This is a genomic window from Bacillus sp. CZDM1 (genome assembly GCF_055502545.1).
In genome coordinates this window covers 292,653-310,031 of record NZ_JBUESO010000001.1, presented here as the reverse complement: position 1 = coordinate 310,031, position 17,379 = coordinate 292,653, and the positions used below count along the sequence as shown (strand labels likewise).

Genomic DNA, 17,379 nt, shown 5'->3' with positions numbered 1-17,379 from the left:
GGGTGATTTGGATGAAGAGGCCTTTTTTAGCAGCTGTACCAGTATTAGAAAGGCTAGAGACTGCTGGTTTTGAAGCATATTTTGTGGGGGGGGCTGTCAGGGACTTCCTTTTAAATAAAGAAATTAATGACGTAGATATTGCCACCTCGGCAACCCCCGAAGAAGTAAAACAGATATTTTCGAAAACTGTCGATATTGGAATCGAGCATGGTACGGTTCTAGTTTTGTATCAAAATCAAGGATATGAAATTACTACGTTTCGAAGTGAAGCAGCATACGAGGATTTTCGCAGACCGAAGGAAGTTGCATTTATTAGGAGCCTTACGGAAGATTTGCAGCGGAGAGATTTCACCATGAATGCTATTGCGATGGATAAGGATGGCAATCTTATTGATCCTTTTCAAGGACAAAAATCAATAATGAACAAAGTTATTCAGACTGTCGGAAGAGCAGAGGATCGATTTCAAGAGGATGCACTAAGAATGATGCGTGCTGTTCGTTTTGTAAGTCAGTTGTCTTTCAAAATTGAAGAAGAAACACTAAATGCACTGAAAGAATTGGTACACTTACTTGAACATATTGCTGTCGAACGAAAACAAGCGGAGTTCGATAAATTACTATGTGGTGTTAATCGAAAACAAGCCTTGGAGTTAATTCTTCAAACCAATATGTATTCCTTCTTACCTGGGTTATCAAGCCAAGAGGGTGCTATTAAGATAGTGTTAGAGTATGAGCTTGAACGTTTAAACCCACGTGAGATGTGGGTATTACTCATATTCTGCCTAAAAGTAGAAAAAAAAGACGTAGAGGAATTTCTCAGAGACTGGCGAATCCGATTAAAGGAAATTAGGGAGATACAGCTTATTTTACATTACTTAAATAAGAGATTCATAACGAGTTGGTCTACATATGATTTGTATACAGCAACGAAGAACATTTTCGTATCATCTGAAATTCTATATCTCACTATTAACAACATCAAAGGTAATGATACCATTCAGCACTATATACGACTGTATGAAGGTCTTCCAATAAAAGATCGAACAGAAATGGACCTAACAGGAACTGACTTAATGGCATGGTTTAACAAAAGCGGTGGACCATGGGTGAAAGAACTATTGCTTAAGGCTGAGCAAGCGATTTTAGATGGCAGGATTACGAATAATAAAAAGATCATAAAGGAGTGGCTGATGGAGTGCAATCACAACTAAGGAAAGAACTGCTTGACGCCTTTACAACTGCTGGCGGTTCCTATTTGTCTGGCCAGCATATAGCAGAGTTACTCGGCTGCTCCAGAACAGCTGTATGGAAACATATTGAAGAGCTCCGAAAAGAAGGTTTTGAATTAGAAGCAGTGCGCCGCAAAGGGTACCGAATTGTAAAAACACCTGAAAAAATAACAGCTGATGAACTAAGACTGGGTTTAAAAACTAAATTTATTGGTAAAAACGTCCACTATGAGGAAAGTGTAGAATCCACACAAAAGATTGCACACCGTTTAACCTATGAAGATGCACCTGAAGGGACAGTAGTTATTGCAGAAGAACAGCTGTCAGGCCGCGGAAGAATGAACCGCAAATGGCATTCACCCAAGTATACAGGCATTTGGATGAGTATTATTCTAAGACCAAACATCCCGCTGCCAAAAGCTCCTCAATTAACGCTATTAGCAGCGGTGGCAATTGTTCAGGCGATTGAGGACCTTACCGGGGTGCTTCCAGAAATAAAATGGCCAAATGACATCCTGATCAACGGGAAAAAGGTAACGGGAATTCTAACTGAACTTGAAGCAGAGGCAGATCGAATTAATTCAATTATCATCGGAATTGGAATGAATGTTAATCAAACGATAGAAGACTTTCCACCTGAGTTACAAAAGATAGCAACCTCGCTTCTTATTGAAAAAGGTGAAAAGATATCCCGTGCTGACATAATAAAGGGCATCTTTATGAATCTTGAAAAATTATATTTACTATACCTAGAAGAGGGTTTCCTTCCTATTAAGCTCCTATGGGAAAGTTATGCCATAAGTATTGGCAGGAAGATAACTGCCCGTACACTTACACATTCCATTGTTGGAAATGCCCAAGGTATTACAGACGACGGAGTATTAATCATTGAAGATGAACAAGGAAAAATACACCAAGTGTACTCTGCGGATATAGAAATATAGGAGTTCAGTTATTAACGAAAAGAATAGCTTGCGGTTTTCTGAATTATTTCTTATAATTCAAATAATGGGCGGTATCCTTGAGAGCTGCACCTGAAACTATTTTTTCACAATTTAAAAAGGTTTCTGCCTAGATCCGTAGTACGGACCGGGACAGAGGGATAGAACATGTAAAAGAGTACCAAGATCCTCTGCCTTCAGAAGGATCTTTTTTGCGCTCTTTTTTATTCCCCTCTTCCTACTAAAAAGGAGGGAATGTTGATGAAGCAAAGTACAGATTTCTTAAAAATGAAAGAAAATAAGGAAAAAATCGTCATGCTTACAGCGTATGATTATCCATCTGCGAAACAAGCAGAACAGGCAGGAGTCGATTTAATTTTAGTTGGAGACTCTCTTGGGATGGTCGTGCTGGGATACGATTCCACTTTACCCGTGACGATGGAAGATATGATTCATCACGCAAAAGCAGTAAAACGAGGAGCGAAAGAGACGTTTATTGTCGTAGATATGCCATTCTTAACCTATCATTTGTCCATTAAGGATACCATGCTAAATGCAGGCAGATTGATTCAGGAAACAGGTGCTCACGCTGTAAAGCTTGAGGGAGCAGATGATGTAATAGAAAAGATTTCAGCTCTTACTAAGGCAGGAATTCCAGTTTGTAGTCATCTTGGATTAACCCCACAATCCGTTGGCGTATTAGGCGGTTATAAAGTTCAAGGCAAAGACGCAAAAGCAGCAATGAAACTGTTGGAAGATGCGAAAAAGTGTGAGGAAGCAGGGGCATTCGCGATTGTGCTTGAATGTGTACCAAAGCAGCTTGCAGAGGAAGTATCAAAACATGTTTCTATTCCAATTATCGGCATAGGAGCAGGGGCAGATGTGGATGGTCAAGTACTCGTTTATCATGATATTTTAGGTTACGGTGTGGAGAGAGTGCCTAAGTTCGTAAAACAATATTACAACTTAAACCCGTTCATTATTGAATCCATACAAGCGTATGTAAAGGAAGTAAAATCAGAACAGTTTCCCGAAGATAAACACTCCTTTACAATGAAAGAACGTGAGCTTAGCGGACTTTACGGAGGTATTAAATGAGAGTCATTACCACGATAAAGGAAATGCAGGCAGAAATAAAAAAACTGAAGTCTAATTCAAAATCAATCGGGTTTGTGCCAACCATGGGATTTTTACATGAAGGTCATCTAACGCTATTAAATAAAGCAAGGTTAGAAAATGATAGTGTTGTTTTAAGTATTTTTGTAAATCCACTGCAATTTGGACCAACAGAGGATTTTTCAACCTACCCCAGAGATTTTGCCAGAGATCAATCATTGGCTGAATGTGAAGGGGTAGACATCATTTTTTATCCGTCGGTAGATGAAATGTATCACCATTCTTCATCTGTTAAAGTGGTAGTTCAGGAACGTACCGATGTTTTGTGCGGGAAATCTAGACCGGGCCATTTTGATGGTGTGGCGACTGTCTTAACAAAGCTTTTTAATATTGTGATGCCAACAAGAGCTTATTTCGGGATAAAGGATGCTCAGCAAGTTGCCGTAGTTGAGGGATTAATTTCCGATTTTAATTTTCCGATTAAATTAATTCCTGTAGACATTGTCCGTGAAGAAGATGGCCTTGCAAAAAGCTCTCGTAATGTTAATCTCCTGCCTGAAGAAAGATCACAGGCTGTAGTTCTATATAAAAGCTTAACTGCCGCTAAGAAGGCCATAGAGGGAGGAGAACGGAACCCCCAAACAATTAAGGACCAAGTCTCAGATATGATTCGTTCAGAGACACATGGACAGATTGATTATGCAGAGATCTACTCCTATCCTCAATTAAAAGAAATAGAGAATTTAGAAGGCAAATGTATCATTGCGCTGGCTGTTAAATTTTCAAAGGTTCGATTAATAGATAATATCATCTTAAATGTTAGGCAGGAAATTGGAGGAGAAAAATAATGTTTCGGAACATGATGAATGGGAAAATCCACCGTGCTACGGTAACTGAAGCTAATCTAAATTATGTTGGAAGTATTACCATAGATGAAGATTTGCTAGATGCCGTGGGTATGGCGGCTAATGAAAAGGTTCAGATTGTTAATAACAATAATGGTGCTAGACTTGAAACCTATATCATTCCTGGAGAGAGAGGCAGCGGTGTAGTTTGTTTAAATGGTGCAGCTGCCAGACTAGTTCAAAAAGGTGATATTGTTATAATCATCTCTTATTGCTTAGTTCCTGAAGAAAAAGTTCAAAGCCATCAGCCTAAAGTAGCTATTATGGATGAATGTAACAAGATAAAAGAAATGATCCATGCTGAACCTGCATTAACCATTATGTAATTAATCCCCTTTACCCGGGGATTTTTTCTTTTTTTATGTTTATTTTATATACTGTAAGTATGGTTTTCTTTTTCTTTTACCTTTTTTGTGATACCGTTTTAATGAAGGTTTGAGGTGTTATGTAAATGTTAAATAAATTTGTTGTAGTAGACTTGGAAACTACAGGAAATAACCCCAAAAAGGGGGATAAAATAATCCAATTTGCTGCTGTGGTCATTGAAGACGGGAAAATCACAGAAAGCTTCTCATCGCTTGTCAATCCCAAAAGGTCAATCCCTGCTTTTATTGAAGAATTGACACACATAGACGATGAGATGGTAAAGGACTCGCCATTATTTGCAGAAATAGCCCCCAAGGTTAATTCATTATTAGAAGGTGCTTATTTCGTTGCTCATAATGTATTATTTGATTTGTCATTTTTACAGGAAGAATTAATTCAAGCAGGATTTGAAGGCTTCTACGGCTCAGTCCTTGATACAGTAGAAATGGCGAGAATCATCTTTCCTACAGCTGACGGCTATAAGCTTTCTGACTTAGCTGTAAGAGAGGACCTGCAGCATGATCGCCCGCATCAGGCAGATAGTGATGCGCAGGTTACGGCAGAACTTTTTCTAATTCTTGTTAATCGGTTATCTCAATTACCAGTAATGACTCTTAATCAGCTTTCACAGCTTTCAGGAGGACTTAAAAGCGATTTACAACTATTAATTGATGAAATCATTTTAGAGACAGATTCAAGCAGCCAAAAATGGCATGAATACCTTGAAATATGTAATACACTTGCGCTGAAAAAGCTTCAAAGTCATTCATCATCATCTAGCAGGCATTATAAGGATGATGATCAATTTCCACTCAGTGAAGAAGATAAGGTGAAGATGGTTAATAAGGGTTTTACCTCTTATGAAAAGAGAATAGGACAATTTCAAATAATGGATGGCGTTTACCAGGCTTTTCAATCTGGAATGCATACACTCATTGAGGCAGGTACGGGTGTAGGGAAGTCTCTAGGCTATCTGCTGCCCGTTGCGTATTATGCAAAAGAGAGCAGGCTCCCTGTCGTGGTAAGTACGCATACCATTCAGCTTCAAGAGCAAATTATTCAAAATGAAATGCCTTTGTTAACAAAGATTCTTCCATTTGAAGTAAAGTCAGTTTTGTTAAAAGGAAGAAACCATTATATTAGTTTAGAGAAATTCGCCCTGTCCTTATTGGAGGAAAATGATAATTACGATACGACTTTAACGAAAATGCAAATCCTTGTATGGCTGACAGAAACCAATACGGGTGACCGTGATGAGCTTAATCTCTCTAGCGGCGGAAATATTTTTTGGAATAAAATTAAGAATGAACAAACAATTTTTGCGATGAATAAACTTTGGCAGGAGAAGGATTTCTATTTACGTGCAAAGAACGAGGCTCAGGATGCGGATATTATTATTACCAATCATTCGCTGTTATTAAGTAATCTATCTGCTGAAAAAACATTTTTGCCAGAGTTTGATTATGCCATTATCGATGAAGCACATCATTTTGAAAAGGTTGCAAGCCAATATTTTGGACGCACATTAGATTACCTCACAACCCGATTACTGTTAAGTCAATTTGGCCAATATGAACAGCGGCTTTTATTTCATGAACTAGAATCGATCCTTGCTGTCTTAATAGCAAACAAGGGAAATTTAACTTCAACAATAAAAATAAATCAACTTGCAGCCGACCTTTCCTATGAAATGGACGAATTTTTTAAGCTGACTGCCCTTTATGCAAAATCAAGCACTACTGAAAGACGGGGCATAAATCGAGCAAAGGTACGGTTTTTGCGTGAAAAAGGTGGCAAAGAAAAAACGGCTCTTATCCATAGTGCAGAGAGGTTTGCCTTTCTTTTGAAAGATTTACAGAGTGCCATCACGGAGCGTTTAGATATAATTAAGAATCATAAAGAACATCTAACAAGTAAGCAAAAAGGAAAAATGGAAGAAATCATTTCCTTTAGTACCGATCTAGAAGAACTAAGAAACACCGTTCAAGATTGCTTTATTAAAGAATCTAATGATGTAAAATGGATTGAGATTGATTTCCGTTCTCAACAGAATGTAACCACCTTCTATGCCCAGCCTGCATTCGTAGCGGCTTCATTAAAAGAAAGGTTTTTTAATGTTAAAAAAGGAGTTGTGTTAACTTCAGCTACCCTTACAATTAACAACTCGTTTGACTACATGATAAATGAAATTGGACTCGACAAAGACACTACTATGACAATGAACATACCTTCTCCTTTTGATTATAAAAATCAGGTGAAACTGTTAATACCTGAAGATTTACCAGAGGTGAATGCAACCGGTCTAGAGGATTATGTCATTGCGATTACGGAGCATATTATCACGGTCGCAGAGGCAACAAAGGGTAGAATGCTGATTCTCTTTACGGCTCATGACATGTTAAAGAAAACATATGAGCTTATAAAAGAAAGTGGATTTCTAAATGATTTTGCGATGATTGCGCAAGGGATTACAAGTGGAAGCCGCTCAAGATTAACGAGGAATTTTAAACGTTATGAGAAGGCCATTTTACTAGGGACAAGTAGTTTCTGGGAGGGGATAGATATCCCGGGTGAGGACCTATCATGCTTAGTCATTGTCAGATTGCCATTTAGCCCGCCTGACGAACCGCTGACAGAAGCTAAATGTCAAATAATTAAACAACAGGGTGGGAATGCCTTTACGGAGTATTCTCTACCTGAAGCAATACTAAGATTTAAGCAGGGCTTTGGGCGTCTAATCCGCAGTGATAAAGACCGGGGAATTATGATGGTTTTTGATAAAAGGATCATTACTGCAAAATATGGCAAGGATTTCTTGAAGTCAATACCTTCCGTACCGATGAAAAAAGGAAATATTGACGAATTAGTCGAAATAATTTACAAATGGCTATAATGAAATTGGGAAAAATTACACATCCTATTAGTATTGGAGGTATGTGTATGAGAAAATTATTAATTGTGGCAGCAATTTTTTTCCAATTAACTTCGATTGGAAGTGCCTCTTCTTATAATTATGGTAATGTAGAAAGTATCGATTTGAATTTGAAGGACCATGAAATTGCTGTCACTTTTTTGGGCTTAGGTGACGGAGAAGCGACCCTGATTCAAGGCTCCAATGGCGAGAATATTTTGGTTAACACGGGTGGAGAAGAAACAAGTGATGAATTGCGGGAAGTGCTCAAAACTTACGGTGTTAAAGAAATTTCAACACTAATCATCACAAACACTCAAAATCTATTTCTTGACCAACTTACGCAAATCATTTCAAAATATAATGTAAAGCAATTGATTGCAACAGCTGAAATTGCAAAGGAATTAACGAATATGTCACTTTCTTTTTCGGGGGTAAAAGTGGTTCCTTGGACAGAGGGAACAACACAAGTCCTTTTCCCCGATTTGTCTGCAGAAGTTCTTTATGCAGGAATAGGAGAAAATGAAGGGATAGACTTTACCCTGCAATTTTTTAAGCATCGTTTATTTCTGATGACTTCGTCAAGTCAACAAGTAGAAGAAAATTTATTAAAGAAAAATTTAGATGATGTTACTATTTTTAAAGTGCCAAACTGGGCTAAGGAAGATTCATTATCGGAGAAATTAATTCAACATGTTAATCCGCAAATTTCGATTCTATTTGAATCAGAGCAGCATCAACCTGACCCCGATATTATCTATGACCTGCAGGATACATGGTCTGAAGTGTTTTTCACAAAAAAGCATGGTACCATTACGTTAAAATTTACTGAAAATAACTATGAAGTATTCACTTTTCCAGTAGAAAAGGAAGACTATAGCTGATATTATTGCTTTAAAGAGATAAAGGAGGAATACAATGGAATCAAAAATAGAAGTCCTCTCAAGTGTTAAACTTCAGCATAGTCCGGACTTATACAAAATTGTTGACGCCCTTAATCGAACATTAAAACAAAAGGACTTAATGTTTGGACTGGCACTCGATCAAGAAGATCAAAGTAAAGCTATTTTTACCATTTATCGTACATAAAGAAGTGGAGTACAATGAAAAAAATTATTTTATTTCTAGTTTTATTTATAGTAATTTGTGTTGGTGTTTTTATTAAAGTATATGCAGCTGCCCAGGAACCTCTAAATGCTGCAGAAGAAAAGGCTGTTTCATTGGCAAAGGAAAAGGTCGAGCTAAACGATGTCGAGGATTTTCATATTTATCATGGAACAGAGACTGTTAATATCCTAGAGGGGAAAAATAAAAAAGGTGAAAATATTATCGTTTGGATCCCTGAGAAAAGCAAGAAAGTGATGTGGGATAAACGTAAAAACGGCATTTCTAAAGAAGATGCTGTTCAAAGACTGTTGGAAGAAAGAAATCCCAAAAAGATTATTTCCGTTAAATTAGGAATGGAAAATAATATCCCATTATGGGAAATTTATTACCGTTCTGAAAATAATTTAATAAATTATTATTATGTACACTTTAAAACAGGTGAGTGGCTAAAAAAAATCGAAAATTTATAGCTTATATAGGAGCAGGAGGAATAGATATGGCAGTGAAATTAGCAAACAGAGTAATGGCGCTTACACCGTCAACAACATTAGCAATTACAGCAAAGGCTAAAGAATTAAAGGAACAAGGGGAAGATGTAATTGGTTTAGGTGCGGGTGAACCTGATTATAACACTCCACAACATATATTAGACGCAGCAGTCCGGTCTATGAATGAAGGACATACGAAGTACACCCCTTCTGCAGGCTTGCCGGCCTTAAAGAAGGCAATTATTGAAAAGTTAGAAAGAGACCAAGGGCTTACTTATAAACCAAATGAAATCATTGTAGGGAACGGAGCAAAACATGTTTTATATACGCTTTTTCAAGTTCTCTTAAATGAGGGTGACGAAGTCATCATCCCAACCCCTTACTGGGTAAGCTATCCTGAACAAGTTAAATTAGCCGGTGGCGTTCCGATTTACGTAGAGGGATTTGAGTCACAACAATTTAAGATTACTCCTCACCAATTAGAAGCGGTGATTACAGAGAGAACCAAGGCAATTATAATCAATTCTCCAAGTAATCCTACAGGTGTTATTTATTCCGCAGAAGAACTTCAGGAATTAGGAAAATTATGCCTTGAAAGAAATATTTTAATCGTATCTGATGAGATTTATGAAAAGCTCATCTATGGTGAACATAAGCATGTATCCATTGCACAGTTATCTCCAAATTTAAAGGAGCAGACTATCGTCATAAATGGTGTTTCAAAATCACACTCCATGACAGGCTGGCGTATTGGTTATGCTGCAGGAAATAAAGAGATTATAGAGGCCATGACAAACTTAGCGAGTCATAGTACATCTAATCCGACTACAACTGCTCAGTATGCCTCTATAGCTGCCTATAATGGACCACAAGAGCCAGTAGAAGAAATGCGTCAGGCATTTGAACATCGTTTAGAAGTTGTTTATGATCAATTAGTTGCGATTCCAGGATTCGCTTGTGTGAAGCCTCAAGGTGCATTTTATTTATATCCAAATGTGAAGGCTGCAGCTGAATTAACAGGATATCAGGATGTAGATGCATTTGTTGAAGCTTTGCTTGTAGAAGCAAAGGTAGCGGTTATCCCGGGCTCCGGATTTGGCACACCAGATAATATCCGTCTTTCCTATGCAACCTCACTTGACCTTTTAGAAGAAGCAGTTGCAAGAATAAAGGATTTTGTTGAATCTAAGCGTCAACGTTAAAATATTGGATTTTTAATAAAAAGTCTGCGATTGCAGGCTTTTTGCTTTTCTTATAATATCTGGATATTTCAATCCTCTTACTGTGAGAGGTTGTTCATGGTATACTAAGCAAGAGGTGTCGCAAAACATGAAAACAAATATATTATCATGGCTTCAGGAAGGTAATATAACGGTTCCTGCTTTATTATTTTCTGAGTACCGAAATATGAATCTAAATGAATACGAACTTGTTCTTTTATTGAATATTATGACCTTTATAGAAAAGGGAAATGACTTTCCCACTCCAGAAGAGCTCTCATCTCGGATGACGATTACTGTTTCAGAATGCAATGAAATGCTGAGAAGATTAATTCAAAAAGGATTTATACAAATAATAGATCAATACTCTTCAGAAGGAATCAGGTTTGAGAAATACTCTGTAGGACCTTTATGGGAAAAACTCGTAGACCAGTTTTTAATGAAAAATAAACAAACTCAAGAGGTCACTAAGAAAGCAGATGAAAGTGATCTATACACATGCTTCGAGAAGGAATTTGGACGCCCATTATCCCCGTTTGAGTGTGAATCACTGGCAATGTGGATGGATGACGACCACCACGACCCTGTAATCATTAAGGCAGCATTACGAGAATCGGTCATGTCAGGAAAGTTAAATTTCCGCTATATTGACAGGATTCTTTTTGAATGGAAAAAGAATGGCATAAAGACAATTGAACAGGCGAAAAATCATGGGCGAAAGTTTCGCCAAAAGCAGACGCCAAATCGACCGGCGCAAGATTCCCAAGCCTCAACATCCAATTCTGTGCCCTTTTACAACTGGCTGGAGCAATAAAATTTACTAAACGAGAGGAGAAATTCTCTCGTTTGTTTCCATTTATATTACTAACTGGCAGGTGAAGTTATTTTGTTAAACAATACACAAATTCGTTTTTGTCTCGATCAAATGGGCGAGATGTTTCCTGATGCTCATTGTGAATTAGTACATTCAAATCCTTTTGAGCTGGTCATTGCGGTGGCATTGTCTGCACAATGTACGGATGTTCTCGTCAATAAGGTTACCAAGGAATTATTTAAGAAATACAAAACACCAGAGGATTATTTAGCGGTTCCTCTAGAAGAACTGCAAAATGATATTCGCTCCATTGGACTTTATAGAAATAAGGCTAAGAATATTCAGAGTCTAGCACGTCTATTATTGGATGAATATGGCGGTGAAGTGCCGAAGGACCGTGATGAATTAACGAAACTTCCGGGTGTAGGAAGAAAAACGGCAAATGTGGTCGTATCAGTGGCTTTTAATATTCCTGCTATCGCAGTAGATACTCATGTTGAAAGAGTAAGTAAGCGGCTCGGTATATGCCGCTGGAAGGATTCTGTGCTCGAAGTAGAAAAAACATTAATGAAAAAGGTACCAAAAGACGAGTGGTCTGATACACATCACAGATTGATTTTCTTTGGCCGCTACCATTGTAAAGCTCAAAACCCACAATGCCCAAGCTGCCCTTTATTAGAGCTGTGCAGGGAAGGGAAGAAGAGAATGAAGGGCAGGGAAGCAGTGAATGGATAATCAACAATTAATCCTTTTTTTAGAGGAACTAGACATAGAGGTACCGGCTGAACCTGAAAATGAAGTCATTTCATTCCTTTTAGCTGAATGGAATCTACTAAAAACTGAACTAGAAACCCTTTATCGTAATCGGGACCAACAAACTACACTTAAAGGGATGAAAAAAGGGATCGGCTTGTTTATACATTTTTTATATTGGTCCAATGATAGACAAGTCAAGCTTAATGAACTTGAGCCATTGGGAAGCATAGAAATGAAACCAGTTAACCTTGATGAAAGATTAGGTTTTATCATAAGAAGACCAAACCTATTTCATTCCTACCGTCAACTATCCGAGTTGATGACAGAGCAAGAAAAACTATTGGCAAAGAAAAATATTGTAAAAAAGCGTCTAAGCCAAAAGGGCTAGACGCTTTTTTGTATCGGAGATTTATCCTCCACTGGTGCCATTACCATTACCATTGCCGTTTCCATTTTCATTTCCGGCTCCGGGCTCTGTGGTTCCTGGTTCATCTCCATTTCCATCGCCATCCCCTTCAGGATTTCCATCACCCTCACCATTGCCGTTTCCATTTCCATTACCTTCATCATCTTCTTCTTGCTGCGGTAATGGTATATCAACTGTAGTGACGGCCGGATCGCTTCTCTTGTCACCAATAATAGCAATGATACTGATGCTATACTTCGTACCTGGTACTGGATTCTGAAGCGTAACTACTTTTTCTGAAATTTTCGATGTTTGTGGTGCAGCACCACCAGAAATGGTAACCTCGAATTCGACCCCGGTATTCTCAGAATTGTTGTAATCCCAGGTTAGTGTAACTTCGTTCTTTTCAGCATTATAGAGTGCACTAGGGTTACTAGGAGCGTCAATCTTGTTGTATTTTTCTGATACCTTTTTTGGTGCATGACCTTTCACGGCATACTCCACAATAATCTGACTATCAGGTGTAAACTCACTTGCCAAGGCAGGCGGTTTAGAACCTTTTTCAACTCTAACCTTTTGCACGCTATCTGGAACAGGGAAGTCAGGTGTCTGGATATCTTTAGACACATATTCCATTAGGTTCTTAAAGATTAGTTGGGCGATTCTTTGATCTGCACCTGATTGTATTGGCGTCTTACGACTCGAATAACCCGTCCAAACGGACGCAGTATAGTTGGTTGTATAACCCGCAAACCAGGCATCAGGCACAACCCTGCTGCTTGTAATATTCCACTTTTTCATTTCATCTTCTGTATAGTTAGTTGTACCAGTTTTCCCTGCGATTGGAAGTCCTGGAACTCTTGCCGTTGTACCAGTACCCGGAGAAACCATAACGCTCTTTAACATATCAGTAATCATGAAAGCAGTAGAATCCTTCATGACAAGCTTTGATTCAGGTGCAGTGTCAAGGACTGTACCATCTCTAAGCTCAATTTTCTTCACGGCATAAGGCTTTGTATACATTCCGTTATTTCCAAATGCACTGTAGGCTCCTGCCATTTGGAGAGGCGATACCCCTACTGTTTTTCCTCCAAAACCGCCAATGGCATAGGATTCAAAAATTTCTTTCAGCGGTATACCTAAGTTAATAGCAAATTCTTTCGCTTTTTCTAAGCCAACCTGTTGAAGCGCCTGAACCGCAGGAGTATTTCTTGATAACTGTAATGCCGTACGCATTGAGATTGGACCCATGTATTTGTCATCCCAGTTGCCAAACTCTTGCCCAGTTGAATACTTTATTGGTTTATCATCAATCGTTTGATAGGTACCCCAATTGAGATATTCAATAGCTGGCCCATAGTCCAGTACAGGTTTAATTGTTGATCCAGGCTGTCGCTGTGTATCAATCGCATAGTTAAAGCCTCGGCTAACCTCTTGGTTTCGTCCGCCGCCAATCGCACGAATTTCACCTGTCTTGGTATCAATGAGAGCGATACCTGCTTGGAATTCTGCATCTGGATAGTTAATGACATCATCTGTATTTAAAATGGTATTCACATGTAATTGTGCATTTTTATCAAGTGTTGTATGAATCGTTAAGCCATCAGAAAAGATATCAAAGTCTCCTTGAGCCTCTACTTCATCGATAACAGCATCGACAAAAGAATCAAAAGGCTTTTCGTCTCTAACTCTTTCCTCTTCTTTAACCAATGAGGCTGTCACTGGAACACTTTTTGCTTCTTCCATTTGTTCTTTTGTGATATAACCATGCTGCTCCATTAACATTAGTACAATATTACGTCTTTTTTCTGCTAAATCAGGATGGTCAAATGGGTTGTAGTTATTTGGACTTTGCGGCATTCCTGCCAGCTGTGCAGCTTCTGGCAGAGTGAGCTCGCTTAATTCTTTGTCATAATAAATTTTTGCAGCCGTCGCAAGTCCATGGCTGTTTTCAGAAACAAAAACTTTATTTACATACATTTCAAAAATTTGATGCTTTGTATATTTTTGTTCAAGCTGATAGGCCATCCATGCTTCCTGAACCTTTCGCTTCAAGGTTTTTTCAGGAGTTAAAAATGAATTCTTGATAACCTGCTGTGTAATCGTACTTGCTCCTTCAGAACCAAAACCTTCCCTGAAATTGGCTACAACGGCCCCAGCCAAGCGGATAGGGTCCAAACCATGGTGCTTATAAAAACGAACATCCTCCACTGCTAAAACGGCATCTTCAACAAGTTTTGGTATATCCTTATAGTTTACGTATTCACGGTTTACTGAACCAACTTCTGCAATTATTCCGCCATCTTTATCTAATACTTTAGAGGAGATGGGGTCTTTTAATAATTTCGGATCAAGTTTAGGAGTATCCTTTACTAAATAAGCAAAAGTTCCAACGCCAGCCAAAATACCAATAATGCCAAGGGCAACAAGTATTAGAAAAATTTTCTTAACAATACCGCTAGGTTTTTTCTTCGCTTTTTGTTTTCCTTTAGATTGTTGGAGTTTTTTACGGCGCTCCTCTCTCGATTCTGCCATGATAAATTTCCTTCCTTTCATACTTTAAACATTTTCTATTATCTAAAAATGAAAAAGAGTATCGATTATTTTAATATAGTCAATTCTAGGTTGAAATCCAAGCGGAATATAAACTCCTCTTTGCTCGATTTCTTCCTTTGTAATTGATTTTCTACCCCCATTTTTCATTCTTTCCCAAAAGGATAACAAGTGTTTAGCTTCTAGTAAATATACTTGTTCAAATTTGGAAAACCTGAGAATAACAAAACAAATTCCACCCTGTGAAACAACTTCCTGCATATGATCGATTTGATGCTGATGGAAATTTTTCAAAGGAAACGATGTTGGATTTGCTGTTTCCTTTGCCTCAAAATCGATGTATTTACCTTTATATACCCCGTTATAGTCAGTGGTGGAAGCTTGTTTAAAATAGGCTTCTTTGATGACGGCTGCACTTCTTTTAGGGTAATCCACCTGGACAATTTGAACGGGTGTAGGCTTTTTATGAATGACAGCAATATTTCTCACACGGTAATATTCATTCGTATCGTTCAAATCATCCTCGAGTGTCATCCCTCTATTACTAAAAGAGTGATTACTGGGTTTCTTTACTTTGGATTCCGTTTCAATCTCTTTTGGAACGTATCTTTTTCCGTTTGGATAATTAAATTTCATGATAAGCACCTCTCAAGCTATTACTTATCATATCAAATCTAATCGCTAAGGGGTGTATAAAATTATTAGGTAAACGCACGCTAATAAAAATAATGTACCGTGCCTTTATAAAAAAAGCATGATTCTTTTTTCATAAATAATCAAGTCTTAAAAACTACCTATAATGAAAGTAGAAGGTGAATATGAATCATCTTACCATACATGAGATAGAGACTATCAGTCAAATGAAAGCTGAAACGGACAAAAAGAATCTAGATAATATTTCGAGGACAGATGCCTATTTTTCCTATTTTAAAAAGAACCCAGATATTATTTGGTCATTCCTTGCGAGTATGGTATCAAGGAATGGCGGGTGGAATATGTGTGATTTGGAAGGGCATGTTTTTCGTGAAATATTAGAGCCTAAAACAAAGAAAGAACTATTTCTAACTTTTGAACGAGCCAATTGGCTAATTTTCCACGATGTTTACCCTCAATTACTGGTCTATCAATATTCGACGAAAATAAAGCGGCCAATGTTTCATCTTCTTCCGTACTTTAAATGTTCTGAATTTATTCAAAAAGAGTGGGAGAGGTACTGGAAGGAAGGTAATCGTGAACGCCTTACCACTTCGTTAATAATAAATGAACAAAATGTTATTCATACACCTGTTATTGGCCATCCAATTTATAAAAAGCGGGTTTTTCAATCGTGGATTTTTAATGTACAGGATTGGCTGCATTTCAGCTGTGTCCTATTTCCTACGTGCGGGGGAGAATTATATGGTGCAAGTGTAAATGGTTTTAAGTCACTATCGAAACGAATTAATCTTGGAAAAAGATTAGCAAGAATCTTGACCCATCCTCGGCTTTTCCCCTTTTTTTTCGAATTTGCTGATAAAACACCGCATACTGGGTCCCGAAATGATTATGAACAATATTTTAAAACAAAGACGAACCGTAATACACCGATATTAAGATCAACCTTTCCCATTATTGAACATAATCATTATGAATACGAGGATTGGAGCAAGAATCGAATGATATCCCCAGCATGGTTATATTTTCAAGCAAGACACCGCCATCCTATTCACCTAACAGATTGGTATTATGAAAAATCAAATCAGCTTGACTTAATGCTTGCTTTACACAAAACATCACATATAAAGAAAATATAAAAGCAAGGCGCTATGCCTTGCTTTGTTATTACTCCGCTGGACGATTTGGTCCTTCGAGTTTTTTATCACCATAGCCGACTTTATTATCTACTTGTGATGCGCCAGGTTTTTTGTTTTGTTTCTTTTTTGACATTATCAACACCTCCAATTTTAGCTTGTTCGATTTTCCATTTTTCATGCGAAAATGAGACAGTGTCGAATGGGAAGGTAATAAATGCCAAATCGGCACTTTCTTTGGCGAAACGCTTCTAGTTTTGTCAGTGGGGAAGGAAGCGGTAAAAAGAAAGAGAATAGTACAGTATATAAACGCGAGGAGGTTCTAAATTTGATGAATTCGTCATTGCCAGAAAAGGAAAAGCTGCTTTCTATGCTGACAGAGATATATGATCAATTAGAAGAATTGGAGATTGTTCTAGAAGCATCTTTCTCCGACCTTCGCATTCAAATGAATCATGAAGAGCAAAAAAAATTATTGGAACCGGTTCATAGACTCTCAATGCTTGAAATGCAATTAGATAAGATAAATCCACCCTCCCACGAATCTACAGCAGATCATAGCAGCTCCGTAACCAGAGCACTAAAACTTGAAATGGGCTTTTAATTATAGATAGAATAAGATAAAGAAAATTGAGTAGCTTTATTAAAAGCTGCTTTTTATTTTGTAGGCTGTGTTAAAGCAAATTTAGATATTGGCACCCTGTTGATTGGTGCGGAAGGCACGAGACTCCTGCGGGAGGACGGGGCAGGGGAGACCCCGCAGGCGCTTCAGCGCCG

At 38.0% G+C, this 17,379-nt stretch carries 17 protein-coding genes; 15 read left to right on the top strand and 2 right to left on the bottom strand.

Annotated features, from left to right (window positions below):
* Nucleotides 1-11 precede the first annotated feature (11 nt).
* The 13 genes from ACY3XC_RS01640 (at nucleotide 12) to ACY3XC_RS01580 (ending at nucleotide 12,241) form a co-directional block, all read left to right on the top strand.
* Nucleotides 12-1,211 carry a CCA tRNA nucleotidyltransferase gene (locus ACY3XC_RS01640; protein ID WP_464867022.1) on the top strand — a complete coding sequence of 400 codons (1,200 nt, stop codon included), beginning with the start codon at nucleotides 12-14 and terminating at the stop codon, nucleotides 1,209-1,211.
* On the top strand, nucleotides 1,196-2,173 hold the full coding sequence (locus ACY3XC_RS01635; RefSeq protein WP_464867021.1) for a biotin--[acetyl-CoA-carboxylase] ligase: 978 nt from the start codon (nucleotides 1,196-1,198) through the stop codon (nucleotides 2,171-2,173). Before ACY3XC_RS01640 ends, ACY3XC_RS01635 begins: the two co-directional genes overlap by 16 nt.
* Nucleotides 2,174-2,431: 258 nt before the next feature.
* Nucleotides 2,432-3,268, top strand: coding sequence for a 3-methyl-2-oxobutanoate hydroxymethyltransferase (gene panB / locus ACY3XC_RS01630; protein ID WP_464867020.1), 837 nt, complete (start codon nucleotides 2,432-2,434; stop codon nucleotides 3,266-3,268).
* Nucleotides 3,265-4,134, top strand: coding sequence for a pantoate--beta-alanine ligase (gene panC / locus ACY3XC_RS01625; RefSeq protein ID WP_464867019.1), 870 nt, complete (start codon nucleotides 3,265-3,267; stop codon nucleotides 4,132-4,134). Before panB ends, panC begins: the two co-directional genes overlap by 4 nt.
* A complete protein-coding gene (gene panD, locus ACY3XC_RS01620; protein ID WP_464867018.1) occupies nucleotides 4,134-4,517 on the top strand; it encodes an aspartate 1-decarboxylase in 384 nt (127 codons plus the stop codon). Before panC ends, panD begins: the two co-directional genes overlap by 1 nt.
* 125 nt (nucleotides 4,518-4,642) lie before the next feature.
* Nucleotides 4,643-7,450, top strand: coding sequence for an ATP-dependent DNA helicase DinG (gene dinG, locus ACY3XC_RS01615; RefSeq protein WP_464867017.1), 2,808 nt, complete (start codon nucleotides 4,643-4,645; stop codon nucleotides 7,448-7,450).
* A 47-nt stretch (nucleotides 7,451-7,497) separates the two neighbouring features.
* A complete protein-coding gene (locus tag ACY3XC_RS01610; RefSeq protein WP_464867016.1) occupies nucleotides 7,498-8,352 on the top strand; it encodes a ComEC/Rec2 family competence protein in 855 nt (284 codons plus the stop codon).
* 34 nt (nucleotides 8,353-8,386) lie between these two features.
* Nucleotides 8,387-8,557: a YpmA family protein gene (locus ACY3XC_RS01605; protein ID WP_179156911.1), complete on the top strand. Its 171-nt coding sequence runs from the start codon at nucleotides 8,387-8,389 to the stop codon at nucleotides 8,555-8,557.
* A 14-nt stretch (nucleotides 8,558-8,571) separates the two neighbouring features.
* Complete coding sequence (locus ACY3XC_RS01600) at nucleotides 8,572-9,045, top strand: cell wall elongation regulator TseB-like domain-containing protein (protein ID WP_464867015.1); 474 nt, start codon at nucleotides 8,572-8,574, stop codon at nucleotides 9,043-9,045.
* Nucleotides 9,046-9,077: 32 nt separating this feature from the next.
* Entirely contained in the window at nucleotides 9,078-10,265 is a 1,188-nt protein-coding gene (locus tag ACY3XC_RS01595) for a pyridoxal phosphate-dependent aminotransferase (RefSeq protein ID WP_464867452.1), read from the top strand.
* A 127-nt stretch (nucleotides 10,266-10,392) separates the two neighbouring features.
* The gene (locus ACY3XC_RS01590; protein WP_464867014.1) at nucleotides 10,393-11,097 is read left to right on the top strand and encodes a DnaD domain-containing protein; all 705 of its coding nucleotides are present in this window, start codon (nucleotides 10,393-10,395) and stop codon (nucleotides 11,095-11,097) included.
* 72 nt (nucleotides 11,098-11,169) lie between these two features.
* Nucleotides 11,170-11,832: an endonuclease III gene (gene nth, locus ACY3XC_RS01585; protein WP_464867013.1), complete on the top strand. Its 663-nt coding sequence runs from the start codon at nucleotides 11,170-11,172 to the stop codon at nucleotides 11,830-11,832.
* Nucleotides 11,825-12,241, top strand: a complete 417-nt coding sequence (locus tag ACY3XC_RS01580) for a YpoC family protein (protein ID WP_464867012.1) — start codon at nucleotides 11,825-11,827, stop codon at nucleotides 12,239-12,241. Before nth ends, ACY3XC_RS01580 begins: the two co-directional genes overlap by 8 nt.
* Nucleotides 12,242-12,262: 21 nt before the next feature.
* Here the strand turns inward: ACY3XC_RS01580 and ACY3XC_RS01575 are convergent, their stop codons facing one another.
* Nucleotides 12,263-14,794, bottom strand: a complete 2,532-nt coding sequence (locus ACY3XC_RS01575; protein ID WP_464867011.1) for a PBP1A family penicillin-binding protein — start codon at nucleotides 14,792-14,794, stop codon at nucleotides 12,263-12,265.
* 42 nt (nucleotides 14,795-14,836) lie between these two features.
* Entirely contained in the window at nucleotides 14,837-15,448 is a 612-nt protein-coding gene (recU, locus tag ACY3XC_RS01570) for a Holliday junction resolvase RecU (RefSeq protein ID WP_179156905.1), read from the bottom strand.
* A gap of 182 nt (nucleotides 15,449-15,630) precedes the next feature.
* Between recU and ACY3XC_RS01565 the strand changes: the two genes are divergently transcribed.
* Both ACY3XC_RS01565 and ACY3XC_RS01560 read left to right on the top strand, forming a co-directional pair.
* Nucleotides 15,631-16,605 carry a DUF2515 family protein gene (locus ACY3XC_RS01565; protein ID WP_464867010.1) on the top strand — a complete coding sequence of 325 codons (975 nt, stop codon included), beginning with the start codon at nucleotides 15,631-15,633 and terminating at the stop codon, nucleotides 16,603-16,605.
* Nucleotides 16,606-16,819: 214 nt separating this feature from the next.
* On the top strand, nucleotides 16,820-17,206 hold the full coding sequence (locus ACY3XC_RS01560; RefSeq protein WP_179156903.1) for a hypothetical protein: 387 nt from the start codon (nucleotides 16,820-16,822) through the stop codon (nucleotides 17,204-17,206).
* The last annotated feature ends 173 nt before the right edge of the window (nucleotides 17,207-17,379 follow it).

Excerpts from the sequence above, each read along its gene's own strand:
- recU (WP_179156905.1), bottom strand. The coding sequence starts at position 15,448 with ATGAAATTTAATTATCCAAACGGAAAAAGATACGTTCCAAAAGAGATT.
- ACY3XC_RS01605 (WP_179156911.1), top strand. The coding sequence starts at position 8,387 with ATGGAATCAAAAATAGAAGTCCTCTCAAGTGTTAAACTTCAGCATAGT.
- ACY3XC_RS01565 (WP_464867010.1), top strand. The coding sequence starts at position 15,631 with ATGAATCATCTTACCATACATGAGATAGAGACTATCAGTCAAATGAAA.
- ACY3XC_RS01560 (WP_179156903.1), top strand. The coding sequence starts at position 16,820 with ATGCCAAATCGGCACTTTCTTTGGCGAAACGCTTCTAGTTTTGTCAGT.
- ACY3XC_RS01590 (WP_464867014.1), top strand. The coding sequence starts at position 10,393 with ATGAAAACAAATATATTATCATGGCTTCAGGAAGGTAATATAACGGTT.
- ACY3XC_RS01600 (WP_464867015.1), top strand. The coding sequence starts at position 8,572 with ATGAAAAAAATTATTTTATTTCTAGTTTTATTTATAGTAATTTGTGTT.
- panC (WP_464867019.1), top strand. The coding sequence starts at position 3,265 with ATGAGAGTCATTACCACGATAAAGGAAATGCAGGCAGAAATAAAAAAA.
- dinG (WP_464867017.1), top strand. The coding sequence starts at position 4,643 with ATGTTAAATAAATTTGTTGTAGTAGACTTGGAAACTACAGGAAATAAC.
- panD (WP_464867018.1), top strand. The coding sequence starts at position 4,134 with ATGTTTCGGAACATGATGAATGGGAAAATCCACCGTGCTACGGTAACT.
- ACY3XC_RS01640 (WP_464867022.1), top strand. The coding sequence starts at position 12 with ATGAAGAGGCCTTTTTTAGCAGCTGTACCAGTATTAGAAAGGCTAGAG.
- ACY3XC_RS01610 (WP_464867016.1), top strand. The coding sequence starts at position 7,498 with ATGAGAAAATTATTAATTGTGGCAGCAATTTTTTTCCAATTAACTTCG.
- ACY3XC_RS01580 (WP_464867012.1), top strand. The coding sequence starts at position 11,825 with ATGGATAATCAACAATTAATCCTTTTTTTAGAGGAACTAGACATAGAG.
- ACY3XC_RS01575 (WP_464867011.1), bottom strand. The coding sequence starts at position 14,794 with ATGGCAGAATCGAGAGAGGAGCGCCGTAAAAAACTCCAACAATCTAAA.
- panB (WP_464867020.1), top strand. The coding sequence starts at position 2,432 with ATGAAGCAAAGTACAGATTTCTTAAAAATGAAAGAAAATAAGGAAAAA.